Source organism: Pedobacter sp. CFBP9032 (assembly GCF_034045265.1).
GTDB lineage: Bacteria > Bacteroidota > Bacteroidia > Sphingobacteriales > Sphingobacteriaceae > Pedobacter.
Genome location: NZ_JAXCWE010000004.1, coordinates 424,821 through 439,184, shown reverse-complemented (window position 1 = coordinate 439,184; position 14,364 = coordinate 424,821). Strand labels below are relative to the sequence as shown.

Annotated in this window: 7 protein-coding genes; 3 read left to right on the top strand and 4 right to left on the bottom strand. The window is 39.7% G+C overall.

Annotated elements, in window-relative coordinates:
• Positions 1–961: 961 nt before the first annotated feature.
• Positions 962–2,611 carry a glycoside hydrolase family 43 protein gene (locus SOM16_RS10520; RefSeq protein WP_320463962.1) on the bottom strand — a complete coding sequence of 550 codons (1,650 nt, stop codon included), beginning with the start codon at positions 2,609–2,611 and terminating at the stop codon, positions 962–964.
• 137 nt (positions 2,612–2,748) lie between these two features.
• Here SOM16_RS10520 and SOM16_RS10515 point away from each other — a divergent pair, with 137 nt between their 5' ends.
• A complete protein-coding gene (locus SOM16_RS10515) occupies positions 2,749–4,365 on the top strand; it encodes a DUF5597 domain-containing protein (RefSeq protein ID WP_320463961.1) in 1,617 nt (538 codons plus the stop codon).
• Positions 4,365–6,284, top strand: coding sequence for a sialate O-acetylesterase (locus SOM16_RS10510; protein ID WP_320463960.1), 1,920 nt, complete (start codon positions 4,365–4,367; stop codon positions 6,282–6,284). The genes SOM16_RS10515 and SOM16_RS10510 overlap by 1 nt, the downstream gene beginning before the upstream one ends.
• A gap of 58 nt (positions 6,285–6,342) precedes the next feature.
• Here SOM16_RS10510 and SOM16_RS10505 read toward each other — a convergent pair whose 3' ends face one another.
• Genes SOM16_RS10505 through SOM16_RS10495 form a run of 3 tightly spaced genes read right to left on the bottom strand, consistent with a single transcriptional unit; the run spans position 6,343 to position 12,939 of the window.
• On the bottom strand, positions 6,343–7,998 hold the full coding sequence (locus SOM16_RS10505) for an endo-1,4-beta-xylanase (protein ID WP_320463959.1): 1,656 nt from the start codon (positions 7,996–7,998) through the stop codon (positions 6,343–6,345).
• Between the two features lie 22 nt (positions 7,999–8,020).
• On the bottom strand, positions 8,021–9,829 hold the full coding sequence (locus tag SOM16_RS10500) for a RagB/SusD family nutrient uptake outer membrane protein (RefSeq protein ID WP_320463958.1): 1,809 nt from the start codon (positions 9,827–9,829) through the stop codon (positions 8,021–8,023).
• 26 nt (positions 9,830–9,855) lie between these two features.
• Positions 9,856–12,939, bottom strand: coding sequence for a TonB-dependent receptor (locus SOM16_RS10495; RefSeq protein ID WP_320463957.1), 3,084 nt, complete (start codon positions 12,937–12,939; stop codon positions 9,856–9,858).
• Between the two features lie 252 nt (positions 12,940–13,191).
• Here SOM16_RS10495 and uxuA point away from each other — a divergent pair, with 252 nt between their 5' ends.
• Complete coding sequence (gene uxuA, locus SOM16_RS10490; protein ID WP_320463956.1) at positions 13,192–14,361, top strand: mannonate dehydratase; 1,170 nt, start codon at positions 13,192–13,194, stop codon at positions 14,359–14,361.
• Positions 14,362–14,364 lie beyond the last annotated feature (3 nt).

Sequence of the window (14,364 nt, the reverse complement as noted above, 5' to 3'; positions counted from 1 at the left end):
GAATGACGATCGCTATGGCCTCCTGGAAAGGCCAAACCACCGTTTCTTCGTTCTGCTCTTAGACCGGCATGGTCAATTTTTTGGGATAGCACTGACCTAGCCTAGCTACTGACTTGAATAAAAAAATTGCGAGCCGGCAACTTTGCTTCTTTGGTTGCCCAAAGAAGAGAGCCCGTCCGGCCAGGACAAAATAGAATCCTTTTGACACAAAGCGTAAAGGACATTTTAGCTGTAGCATTTATCTATCAGCGGGTGTCATCACCTGCCGAAACATTTCCCCACTACTCTGGCTTGCCTCGGCTAGCCGCCGAAGGGCTATTTTCTTTTCCTTGATGAAAAGAAACAAAAATCAAGGCTTGGACCTGATGTCGGATAAACTCGTTAAAGCTTTATTTCGGCAGCACAAGCACCCGATGAAGGATCGGGAGAGGACGCGCTGCCTTGGGCTGTGGTGGGTTGAAAGATTGTGGCTGAAGCTTTAACGTTTTCTCCTTCCATCATTCCCTAGGCCGGATAGCAGGGTGGCAATAGCACGATGAGAATTAGGATGCGGACTTAGATTAATAACAAGAATGGCGGTCGCTATCACTACCCAACAAGGCCAAACCACTGTTTCTTCGTTCTGCTGTTAAACCGGCATGGTCAATTTTTCGGGATGGCAATGTCCAAGCCTACTCACTAACTTTAACAGAAAAACGGCGTAGCCCTCATGAATACAACTAAAAATATAAAGACTATATGAATAATTGCGAGCCGGCAACTTTGTTTCTTTTGCTGTCAAAAGAAAAAAGGACCGTCCGGCCAGGACAAAACAGAACCCCTTTAACTCGAAGCATAAAAGACATATTTCTCATTCCATCATTTCTTAGGCCGGAGAGCAGGGTGGCAATAGCACGACGAGAAAATAGGATGCAGACTTAGATTTACAACAAGAATGGCGATCGCTATAACTGCCAATTCATCAAAAAATAATATCATTTCCTTCATAATCCATCCACTTAAAATTTGCAGTTTTTACTGATTTTTCACCAGATGAAGTTGCATAAAGAGCAAATAACGAACCTACAAAACCTCCCGCTTCTTTCGTGCTCAGGAATTTGCCATCCGCATTCCCTAACAGCAACTTCCATTGTTTTGGAGAAGTTGCATAACGGAAATTATACTTATCCCGGTCGGCCTCAATTTGCAGATAAACTAACGCACTGTTTAGTTCAATTTGTTTCAACAATTCCATCTCCTTTTCATCTTTTATTCCTTTAAAAACTTGAAGCACCGACTTCCCACCAGCTTTAGACTTGCATAAATAATAGAAATGTGATTCATTCTGAAAAATTGTAATTCCAGCTTTTTCATTTTTACTTTTAGCATTAAAGATCAATGCAGTACTTGCTTTAGCTGTTAAGTGTTGCTGCCTTTTTCCGATAAAAGCCGGATGCCCTGTACCCATAATCGTTTCAGGCAAAAGTTTCATGGTTAATCCATTTGATTTATTTAACCGAAACCAGCTGGTATCCATTGTTCTTAAAAATAATAAAGCCGGATCCAATTGCTTTTCGAACTTAATCCGATAAGAAAAATTACCACTTTGCGGCCTTGCGTCAGCTTGCTTAATTTCTTCAAAACCAGCAGCATAACTAAATTTCAGCTCCTTGCTATCCGGATTAATGATTGGCCAGTCGTTTTCCCACTTAACAGGTGCAATAAAAGTCTCCCTGCCAGTATTGTAATAATCACCTTCATATGGCCGAACCGCTAAAAACACAGCATAACTTTTTCCATCCGGCCCTTCGATTAGTTCCGCATGTCCTGCCGAAGTGATTGGATTTTTTCTGTTCGGATCCAGATCTCTTTGCGTTAGAATAGGGTTTTGATCGAAGGGCACATAAGGTCCCGTTGCACTTTGGCTCCGCAAGATCACCTGCGAATGATTAACGGAGGTACCTCCTTCTGCCGCACACAAATAATACCAATTACCCCGCTTAAAAATATGCGGCCCTTCTATCCAAACCGGTTTTTTACTGATGTCTACACCACCGTTAACCAGTTGCACCTCATCACCCAGCACTTTTAAATTTACCGGATCAAATTCATATACCCTGATGGTACGATGACCACTATAAAGCGGCTTATTATCTGGTGCATCACTGTTGTAAACGATGTAGGCCTTGTTGCGGTCGAAAAATAGCGAAGGATCTATTCCTTTAACTTCGGGTAGCCAAACCGGATCGCTCCACGGCCCAGCCGGATTTTTGGCTGTTACCACAAAATTACCCTGATGATCAATTAACGTGCAGGTAACGTAATATAAGCCATTATGAAAATTAATCGAAGGTGCGAATAATCCACGCGTTACCCGATCGCCCAGAAAATTCATCTGTGTTGGTCGGTCGATAACATTACCAATTTGCTTCCAGTTTTTAAGGTCTTTACTATGAAAAACGGGAATTCCCGGAAAATAAGCAAAAGTAGAGTTGACGAGGTAATAGTCTGCACCCACTTTGGTTACACTCGGATCTGGATAAAATCCAGAAAGAATCGGATTGGTAAATTTTATTTGCGCTGCACTGTGAAGTGCCAATGCCATTAATATACAGAAAAATAGCTTTTTCATTTCAAGAAATTATATCTGGTTAAATAGCTGAAGATAGAAATAAAGAAATAAAATTGCAACCGATTGCATTAAGTATTTTTTCTTCCTATTTTAGTGCATCCATTTTGATGAAAATCAATTCTAACCATTAAAATATTATGAGAAAAACCCGCATATTAGTGCTCACGTTTTTAATTTTCCCTGCGTTAAGTTTGTTCGCTCAACCCTATTTAAAACAGCAAGGAACAACAAAACAGCTCTATGTACAAGATAAACCTTACCTTATTTTAGGCGGCGAATTAGGCAACTCAAGCTCATCCAACACCGAATACATGAAACCCATTTGGGGAAAAGTTAAAAGCCTCAATGCAAATACCATTTTGGCGCCGGTGTACTGGGAACTAATTGAGCCTGAAGAAGGAAAGTTTAATTTTGATTTGGTTAATGATTTAATTGTGAACGCCAGAAAAAACAATTTAAAATTGATTTTCTTGTGGTTCGGTGCCTGGAAAAACAGCATGTCTTGTTATGCCCCTGTTTGGGTAAAAACAGATCAGAAAAGATTTCCCAGAGCAACAGATAAAAACGGGATCGGGCAAGAGATATTAAGCCCATTTTCTAACAACAGTTTAAATGCAGACATTAAAGCTTTCCAGGGGCTTACCTCATTCATCAAGAAAATTGACAGTAAAGACCAGACTGTAATTATGATACAGGTGGAAAACGAAATTGGCATGTTGCCAGAGGCCAGAGACCATAGCGAATCGGCGAATCTGGCCTTTAAAAAACCAATTCCGGCACAATTATCGGATTATTTAAAAAATAACAAAAACAATTTAATCCCCGAGTTTAATGCCGTTTGGACGAAAAATGGTTCGAAAACTGTTGGTAACTGGGAAGAGGTATTTGGCAGGAGTCTAGCTACTGACGAGATTTTTATGGCTTGGCATTATGCTGATTTCATCAATAAATTAACTGCAGCTGGAAAAGCAAAATACAATTTACCCATGTATTTAAATGCTGCTTTGAACTATAAAAAAGAAGCTAAACCCGGAGAATATCCTAGCGCTGGCCCGCTACCCCATATTATGGATATTTGGAAAGCAGGCGCTCCAAGCATCGACATGCTTTCTCCAGATTTTTATAATCCAGATTTTAAATATTGGAACGATTTATATGTTCGTGGCGAAAACACATTATTTATCCCCGAAATTCGTTTTGAGCAAGGTGTGGGTGCAAAGGCTTTCTACGCCATCGGCCATTATGATTCGATGGGTTTTTCTCCATTTTCTATTGAGAACGGTGACGAAAAAATGAATGCTGACATTGGCTCTGCCTATAAGTTGCTGAACCAGTTAAGTCCGCTGATTTTAAAGCATCAAGGTAAAAAACCCATCAATGGCGTATTATTTGATAAAACCAATTCGAAGCAAGAAGTTCGTTTAGGTGACTACATTTTTTCATTCTCTCATGATTTAAATTTGGGTTGGTCGGGCAAGGCGAAAGATGAAAATTGGCCAATTACCGGAGGACTGATTATCCAGTTGGCTGCTGATGAATTTATCATTGCAGGAACAGGCATAGTAGCCACATTTAAACCTTTAAAAGATAAATTTAGAGCAGGCATTGCCCAAATAGATGAAGGTGTTTTTGAAAATGAAAAGTGGGTTCCAGGCCTGAGGTTAAATGGAGATCAAAGCCATCAGGGCAGACATTTAAGAATTCCTGAAGGCGAGTACAGTATTCAAAAAATCAAACTTTATTCTTATCAATAATGAAAAAGTGGTTTATATTTCCAATTATTCTTTTGTGTAATTCTCTTAGTTACGCACAAATTAAACTTCCAAAACTGATTAGTAATGGAATGGTATTGCAGCGTAATGATGCCACAAAAATTTGGGGTTGGGCTTCCCCAAATGAAGCGGTGTCTCTGCAATTTAAAGGCAAATGGTATTCTGGTAAAGCCGATACTACTGGGAGTTGGGCGATAAAACTACCGCCACAGAAGGCTGGCGGCCCATATCAAATGATTTTTTCTGCTAGCAATAAAATCATATTAAATGATATTCTATTTGGTGATGTTTTTTTATGTAGCGGACAATCGAACATGGAACTGCCTATGGGAAGATTAGCAGATCAATATCCGAATGAAATAGCGCACAGCAACAACCCTCACATCAGGCAATTTTTGGTGCCCGATGAATATGATTTCAAGGCGCAACGAAAAGATTTTTCAGCTGGATCCTGGCAATCTGCCAATCCTAAAAATGTGCTTGATTTCTCCGGTGTTGCTTACTTTTTTGCTTTGGAGATTCATAAAAAAAACAAAGTTCCCGTTGGAATTATCAATGCTGCTTTGGGCGGTTCTCCGGCACAATCCTGGATCAGTGAAAGCGCCATTAAAAACTTCCCTCCATTGGAAAAAGAGCTGCTAAAATTTAAAGATGATCAGCTCATTAAACAAATTGAATCTTCAGATCAGGCAACATCAAAAGCTTGGTATACCCAATTAAACGACGCCGATGAAGGATTGAAAAACAATTGGCGTAGCAATATTGATGATAACAATTGGACAGAAATGGAAATCCCTGGTTATTGGGCCAATGAGCCGATTGGAAAAGTAAATGGTGTAGTCTGGTTTAAAAGAGAGATTAATGTCCCCCAAAATATGGTGGGCAAACCAGCGAAACTGTTGCTTGGAAGAATCGTTGATGCCGATTCCGTATTTATTAATGGAGAATTTGTCGGCACCACGAGTTATCAATATCCACCAAGAAGGTATCTTTTTGATGGTGGCATTTTAAAAGCCGGAAAGAACACCATCACCGTCCGGGTTGTAAATAATTCAGGTAACGGTGGTTTTGTATTGGATAAAGATTATTTATTAACAGCTGGAAATGATACTGTTAAATTAAGCGGTAAGTGGAAATATAAGTTAGGTGTAGCATCAAAACCTTCGCCCTCACAAACTTTTGTGCGGTGGAAACCTGTTGGCTTGTATAATGCCATGATCGCACCTTTGCAAAACCTGAACATCAAAGCGGCGGTATGGTATCAGGGTGAATCAAACACCTATAATCCGAAAGAATATTATGCACTCATGAAAAGCTTGATTTCAGATTGGAGCGCAACATTTCATAACCAAAATCTTCCGTTTTTGTATGTCCAATTGCCAAATTTTATGGAGGCCACGAAGAACCCTACGGAAAGCAGTTGGGCTGAATTAAGGGAAAAACAACGCCAGTTATCATCAGAGAAAAACACAGCAATGGCCGTTGCAATTGATTTGGGAGAATGGAACGACATCCATCCTTTAAATAAGAAAGATGTTGGGGCAAGATTGGCCTTACAAGCTGCAAACCTTATTTATGGCGACAAGAAAACCGTACATGCTGGTCCAGATTTAAAAACAATAACGGCAGATAATGACAAACTCATTTTAACATTTAAAAATATTGGAAAAGGCCTTGTAGCAAAAGGGAATACAAAACTTAAATACTTTGCAATTGCCGGAGCTGACCAGAAATTTGTATGGGCTGATGCTGAAATTAAAGGAAATCAAGTAGTTGTTTCTAACAAAGGAATCAGCAAGCCATTATTTGTACGTTACGCCTGGGCCGATAATCCTGAAGGTGCCAATCTTTACAATAAAGACGGATTACCTGCTTCTCCATTTGAAGCAACCATTAAATAACCAAAAGAAAAGCCATTCCAGATCCCCGGAATGGCTTTTAACTAAAACCTATTTATTTCTACTGACCTTTCAGTCCTTGTGCAAAACCTGAAAAAGCAGGTTTCTTTCCATAAGTGGCATTAAATAAAAGTGGTGCATCATTTTTAGCTAAACTGGTGGTAATCCAACTATCTGTATCTGCAACACCCCAAACTGTTATTCCTCCGCGTTGCGCTTCTGGAACATATTTGAAATAAGCTTTTACCACATAATTGTACATCGCTGCCTGAAGATTTTGAAGTGCAATTGAGGCACCTACGTTACCCACCTTTTCTGAAGGGTTCAACCTGATGTCGAGCTCTGAAATTCTCACTTTTAATCCGGTTGCTGCCAGTTTCTGAAACATATCGTTAATCATATTGTATGATGTATTGATGTTGCAGTGCATTTGTGTACCCACACCTGTAATCCCAGTATTTGCAGCTTTTAATTCTTTAGCCATCGCTACAAAGGCATCCAGTTTGGCCGTGCTCGATTCTAAATTATAATCATTCATGTATAAATCTGCCGTAGCATCAGATGCTCTCGCATAAGTAAACGCTTTTGCAGCGTAATCTCTACCCAAATAACTTTGCCAAACAAATATATCCGTTCTTCCGGTTGCTGGTGTATTTGAATTATTTCTCAATTCCGCAGCATCACTAAACGGTTCGTTAATTACATCCCATGCCGTAATTTTACCCACATAGCGAGAAACCACCGTTTGAATATGTTTCTTCATGGCATTGTCTACAATTGTAGTTAAAGCACTCCCTGTTGGAGGCGCAACAATTGAAGCATCGGTAATGCTTACATCATCGATATAAAGCGTATTTTGAGTTCCCCCTAGATCGAAAGCCAATTGAATAGCGGTTACACCCACTGGAATTGCATAATCATAGGTCACTTTTGAATAAGCCGTGGTAACTGCTTTACCACCCTGATAATTTACTGAGCCAGCAGTAGCGCCTAAATATGGGCGGATTTCGAACTGAATATTTTGCGCTGTTGCTCCTTTCATGTAGTAAGAAATGGTATAGGTTTTTCCTGCTGTAACCGGAATTTGTGCTTTTGTAACTAACTGTGTGTTGTAGTTTTGTCCGCCAGCAGGCACGTTAACCTGAAGTGCTTTTGCACCAGCATTTACATTACTGCCGGTGCTTACAAATTGCCCGGCACCATTTAACACAGACCAACCATCTGCGGGTTCAGCGGTGGTGGCAACAGTAGTGGTTTCAAAACCTGGGTTTACCACCAGATTGGTGGGGCCAGCACCACTTCCTCCACCACCGATTAAACTATTGTAATAAGCTGCTCTTTGCTGCGAGTGCCAAACCAACGTGTGGCCGAAAACTTTAAGGCCAGCCGTTGTGGCTAGATTATAAAAATTATCCGCTCTGGTAAAATCGTAAGTTCCATCGGCTTTAACTACCGCATCGTTTTTGAGTTCGTTACCAAAAGTTATCCAACCTGCTTCGCGTTTCACAACAGCCCAATAACTGTTGTTTGTTGATGCAAGTTGATATTCTGCAGCCATCCCCAATGGGAAAGACACCAATGATTTCAATACAGCTGCGCTATCAGTGAATTGTACATCGGCCAAACTATCTGCTCCTTTATATATATCTTTCTTGCAAGAATACATCCCAACCGCTGTTAGTAACAGTAAGCCAGGTATAATTAATTTCTTTTTCATTTTAATTTCTTTAATTATCTGACTAATAGTAACCTGGATTTTGGTATTTGTTTCTATTCGAATCTCCACCTGGATCAACTACACTTTGTATTTGACTTTGAGGAATTGGACGCAGATTATGGAAGTCTTTCACATTCAGTGCGCCATCGGGATTATAAGCTTTTACACGTTCCACTAACTTTCTCCGAACAGCTAAATCTGCCCACCTCAATCCCTCTCCGCATAATTCTCTCGTACGTTCATCCAATATAAAATCCAGATTTATTTGAGCCACAGTAATGTCCATTGCAGCTCTTCTGGTTGCCAACTCACCTGTGGTAAACCAAGAGCGGTAAGCAGCTCTTTCTCTTAACGTATTAATTAATGGAACAGCATCTGCAGCACGTCCATCCTGAAACGCAGCTTCTGCAGCAATTAAATAAACTTCAGAAAGTTTGGCTACGATATATGGTCTGCCAGAAACGTCTTGAAAGTTATTACGTACACTGTCATCATACTTTTTCAAATTTGGATACAATTGGTTGGTTTTATTTTGGTTCGACCAAAATTCTGATGGACCTAAAACTTTATATTTTTTACCTAAAGCTTTAAGCTGTGCGGCCCTCGCATCAGTTGGAGCTAGATAAATTGCCGTATCACCAATGGCGAAACCTACACCAGCCAGCCTGGTTTTAAAGGTTTCCAGTTCTGCACCAGTACGCAATGTTGCTACTTTCCACATCGTTCTAAAGGTTGCATCGTAACGGCTATCATTTCCTTTATCAGCAAAAACCCTGTTGAAAACATTTGGCGTTGGCGCCAATTGTCTTAATGGGCGGCCATACTGCAACGGGCGATCATCAATTAGTGATACCCCACCCACAGTAACCGCATTTTGATAGTTACAGTTAAATAAATTATTGGATAAGTTTACTTTATCAGCGAAGTCGCTGCCTGGATTGGCCACTTCATTATTTACATTGTTTAACGCCAAACGCTCTACAGAATATAAAATTTCTCTGTTGTAATCGTTGCCTTGCTTATGAACCTGACTATAATCTTGAAGCAAATCAGTTCCGTATTTTGCTTTGTTATTGATTAACTCCATTGCTGTTTTATAAGCATTGGCAAAATCTGTAGATTCTTTAGCATCAGAATAACCACGGTATAAATAGATTTTGGATAACAAATGTAAGGCTGCTGATTGGGAAAGTTTAAATGCGTTTGATGGCCTAGTTACCGGTAGATTCTGACTCGCAAAAGTCAAATCGTTAATCATTGCCTGATAGTTCTTTTTCAAAACATCATTAAATGGAATACGGTTGAAGCCGTAATATGCTACATCAGTAAAAACCAAATCACCTGAACCTAAATCCAAAGGCACGGCACCAAATTGAATCACTAATAACATGTAGTAATGCGCTCTTAAGTAACGGGCTTCGGCCATAATTACATTTCTCGCTGCATCGCTCATCGTTACCTGCGGTGCAAACTGCAAAATTGCGTTACACAAGTTAATGTTCGAATAGTTTCTGTTCCATGGCGTTAAAATTGATCCATTGGTAGGCGGAATTTGATAAGTACCCAACTCAAGGGTTTGACCAGAGTTACCTTGATCGCCAAAAGTCCACTCGTCGGTACCCATGTTTGCTAATAATACCGCCCCAATAGGGCCATAATCATAACGCATACCTGCATAGACCGAATTGATGGCTGCCTGTAAACCTTCCGGGCTTTTGAAATAATCTGTTGTAAACGCAGTAAAAGGGCGTTCTTCCAATGCTTTCTTACATCCTCCAAACATTAGTATGGCTGAAAGCAGAATTGCTTGTATATAATATCTTGTTTTCATTTTTATTAATCTAGTAGTGAGGAGATTTAAAAGGTAACATTCAGGCCTGCCAGAAACGTTCTTGTAGGTGGTATTGCTGCGCCAATGGTTAAAGCTCTGTTCGATATATTTCCAGGATTGGATACCCCTTGATTACCGGTTCCGGTTGCTTCTGGATCCATACCACCTGCCTTAACATAAGGAGAATAAATAATGAATGGATTTTGGGCCGTTACGTAAACCTTAATTTTTTGAGCACCCAATTTCTTAGCGATATTGTTGCTGAGAGAGTATCCAAGATTGATACTTCTCATTTTTACAAAACTTGCATCGTAATAACCTAAAGTAGATCCTGCATCGCTGGTAAGGGCTGTTGTAATTTGCCCACCAGATACATTTGGCGAAGGGAAAACATTAGTTGGGTTGGTTGGTGTCCAGTAATCAACAGCCAACTGGTTTCTACGTCCATCGTTTATGGTTAAATACCCCGCCAATGGTTGGTGTATCTGACTAATTAATGTACCACCGAAACGGGCATAAACCACAAATGAAAAATCAAAACCTTTATAATTAAAACGGTTCGTGATACCTCCTTGAATTTTTGCTTGTGCATTTCCAATTACATGTTTATCATCAACCGTTAATTTGCCATCGCGATTGTAATCTTCCAATTTTAACTGTCCTGGCACAAAACCATATCTAGCGGCTTCAGTTGCTTCATCAGTTTGCCAGATACCTAGTTTATTATAATCAAAAATTGCAGTTAAAGGCTCACCAACAAATAGTTGTGCATTGGTTACCTGAGTGATATTTCCGTTTAAGGCTATTAGTTTATTTCTATTAAAATAGAAGTTTAAATCTGTTCCCCAAGAAAAACCACCATCAGTTTTAAAGTTTTGGCTCGATAAAGCAACCTCTAAACCCTTATTTTCTACATTACCAATATTGGTTAAATAATTCTCCGAAATTCCTGATGTTGGAGGAAGTGGAACACCGTATAATAACTTGTCTGTTTTTGCGGTATAATAATCAATACTACCTGTAATGCGATTGTTTAAAATTCCGAAATCCAAGCCAATATTTGTGGTACGGGTATATTCCCAATCTAGATTAGGGTCTACAATTCGAGAAACATAATAACCTATTTGTGATGACGGACCATAATTATAACGAACTCCGTTTGAAGCCACACCACCTAAAGTGCTGTAAGCTGGTACTGCCTGATTGGAAGTAATACCGAAGCCTGCACGAAGTTTTAAGTTAGAAATGACTTTCAAATCTTTCATAAAATCTTCGTTAGTAATGCTCCACCCTGCCGAAACTGCAGGATATTGTTTCCATTTATTGCCATTACCTAAGCGAGATGAACCATCTCTACGCCCGGTAACGGTAATCATGTATCTATCGTTGTAAACATAATTCGCTCTCAACATCATCGAAATTAAAGTGGCCGATGATTCACTTCCGCCTAACACGGCTACCGGACCAACTGATGACTGACCAAGATTATAAAATTGAACAAAATCTGCTGTGATTGAATCTTTACTAACAGATGTATTGTGATATTGCTCTCGCTCGAAACCGAACAATGCGGTTACCGAAACACGGTGTTTTTGAGCAAATGTTTTTTCATAGGTCAATAAGTTATCTAAAGAATATTTTGTTCCTGTGCCATTATTTACCGAGGCCGTATTTCCTAAACCCGGTCTGAAATAACTATTGGTTCCTCTAAATTGAGCACCTTCTTCCTGATTGAAATCCAAACCAGCATTTAACCTGTATTTAAGACCGTCCAAAATTTGAACTTCTCCGTAAATGCTATTAAAAGTTCGGAACCGACGAACACGATCTACCCATTGATTATTGTTGGTTAACAACATTAATGGATTATAAGTGGTATTTAAATCATCCAGGTTTCCGGCGGGCTTTATATTTACAGAGCCATCAGGATTGTAGGGCGAACTTAATGGACTTAATGAAAGCAGCGGGAATACATTCAAACCAAATTGCGAACCATTGGTAATGCTGTAGTTTGTAAGGTTATTAAATCCGATTTTTACAGCTTTTCCAACTTTAAAATCGCCTGTAGCTTTCATAGAAGCCCTGGTAAAATCTTGACTAGGCAATGCTGATGTTTGTTTGAAATAACCTCCACCAACCGAAAACTGGCTTTGTTCACTACCACCAGAAACACTTAAGTTGTTATCCGTCATGAAGCCATCTTTATACAACAAATCTTGCCAATCGGTATTTCTGCCCGTTGCAATGCCTTGTTTTTCGTCGGCCAAATAATCTTGATTAAAAATTGAATAATCGCGAAGCGCTCTATATTGATCAGCATCATACACATTGTATTTATTGGTGATTTTGCTTACACCATAATAAGTATTAAATGAAACCTTGGTATCGCCGGCAATGCCTCTTTTAGTGGTAATTAAAACTACCCCATTGGCACCACGAGAGCCGTAAATTGCGGTGGCAGAAGCATCTTTTAATACATCTAAACTGGCAATATCGTCAGGATTGATATCGTTTAATGTTCCGCCGTAAGGAATACCATCAACAACGAATAAAGGATCATTTGAAGCATTGATTGAGCGTTCTCCACGAATCCTGATTTGTGCACCTGCACCCGGACGTGTACCCACCGATTGTACCTCAACCCCAGCCATTCTTCCTTGTAATGCTTGTTGAATGTTAGCTACAGGCACTTCTTTGATGGCAGATCCACTCAAAGAAACCACAGAACCCGTTACATCTCTACGCTTTTGCGTACCGTAACCAATTACCACTACCTCATTAAGGTTTTTAGAATCTGGTGTAAGGGTGATATTATAAACGGAAACGCCACTTTTGATTTCAATTTCTTGTGATGGGTAGCCAATAAAAGAAACAATTAAAGCCCTTTCGTTTTCAGGCGCATTGATGGTAAAGCTTCCGTCGTCGCCAGTAACGGTCGATTTTCCAGAAATTTTCAGTTTAACGCCTGCACCGGGCAAAGGAAGATTTTTTTCATCCACTACCTTACCCTTTAAAATTTTTTGGGCGAAAAGCAATGTTGGTGTTAAGCCTAGTAAAAGGATTAGCATAACCGTACACTGCAAAAAGATTTTTTGTCTAGGTTTTCTCATAAAAGGTTTAATTTAATTAACAGTTGTTAGCTGCTGTGTTAAATAACCTCAAGCAACTTATCGCCGTGGTTAGGTACTGACGATGAGCACTTAAGTATATTTGGTTATGCTAAAAGTAGAAATAAAAAATGAAACTGCAACCGATTGCATAAAATATTTTTTTTAATTGATTTAATAATTTAATATTCACCAAAAATGGTGTATTTTTAGCTTGAACCGATTGCACAACCAAATAAGCCAAGATTACATAATATGAAAATGATTGAAACTATGCGCTGGTACGGACCAGATGACATTGTGAGTTTACAAGACATTAAACAAGCTGGCTGTAGCGGCGTAGTTACTGCACTTCACCATATTCCTGTTGGTGAGATATGGACTGTTGAAGAAATCAAAAAAAGAAAAACAGAAATTGAACTTACCGGAATGATTTGGAGTGTGGTAGAAAGTTTACCGGTACATGAAGACATTAAAAAACAGGCAGGCCAGTACGAAACGTGGACTAAGAATTATAGACTAAGCCTGGCCAACCTCGCCTCTTGCGGGTTGAAAGTAATTACCTATAATTTTATGCCTGTTTTAGACTGGATGCGTACCAACCTGAAATATGAAACTGAAACTGGTGCACTGGCATTAAGGTTCGAAAAATCGGCTTTCCTGGCCTTCGATTTATTTCTGCTGAAAAGACCAAATGCTGCAGACGACTACACAGCTGCCGAAATAGCAAAGGCAACAAGCTATTTTGAACTTTTAACAGATGAGGGAAAAAGGGAACTCATGGGCAACTGCCTACAAGGTTTGCCAGGTAGCAAAGATCATTTTACGCCAGCACAAGTTTTATCATTACTAGATGGCTTTAAAGGGATTACTGCTACTATTTTAAAACAAAACCTGGTGCTTTTTCTAAAAGAGATTACGCCTGTGGCTGATGAGCACGGGATGCAAATGGCGATCCACCCTGATGATCCTCCTTATGCGATTTTAGGCTTGCCAAGAATTATGAGTACCGAAGCTGATGCACAATATCTCATTAATCAGGTGCCTGCAAAATCAAATGGATTCTGTTTTTGCAGCGGTTCTTTCGGCGCCAGACCAGACAACGATTTACCAGGGATGATTCAAAGATTGGGTTCGAGAATTCACTTTTTGCATTTAAGAAGTACACAGCGAGACGATGAAGGCAATTTTTATGAGGCCAACCACTTGGCGGGCAATGCCAATATGTTTAATGTGGTTCGTGAAGCAGTCCGGTTAATGCATACTGAAAGCAGAGCCATCCCTATGCGACCAGATCATGGCCATCAAATGCTTGATGATTTAACAAAAAACCCTTACCCGGGCTATTCTGCTATTGGTAGATTAAAAGGACTTGCAGAAATCAGGGGTTTGGAGATGGGTATTAGAAAAAGTCTGTTTGAATAGAAC

Excerpts from the sequence above, each read along its gene's own strand:
- SOM16_RS10520 (WP_320463962.1), bottom strand. The coding sequence starts at position 2,611 with ATGAAAAAGCTATTTTTCTGTATATTAATGGCATTGGCACTTCACAGT.
- SOM16_RS10515 (WP_320463961.1), top strand. The coding sequence starts at position 2,749 with ATGAGAAAAACCCGCATATTAGTGCTCACGTTTTTAATTTTCCCTGCG.
- SOM16_RS10510 (WP_320463960.1), top strand. The coding sequence starts at position 4,365 with ATGAAAAAGTGGTTTATATTTCCAATTATTCTTTTGTGTAATTCTCTT.
- SOM16_RS10505 (WP_320463959.1), bottom strand. The coding sequence starts at position 7,998 with ATGAAAAAGAAATTAATTATACCTGGCTTACTGTTACTAACAGCGGTT.
- SOM16_RS10500 (WP_320463958.1), bottom strand. The coding sequence starts at position 9,829 with ATGAAAACAAGATATTATATACAAGCAATTCTGCTTTCAGCCATACTA.
- SOM16_RS10495 (WP_320463957.1), bottom strand. The coding sequence starts at position 12,939 with ATGAGAAAACCTAGACAAAAAATCTTTTTGCAGTGTACGGTTATGCTA.
- uxuA (WP_320463956.1), top strand. The coding sequence starts at position 13,192 with ATGAAAATGATTGAAACTATGCGCTGGTACGGACCAGATGACATTGTG.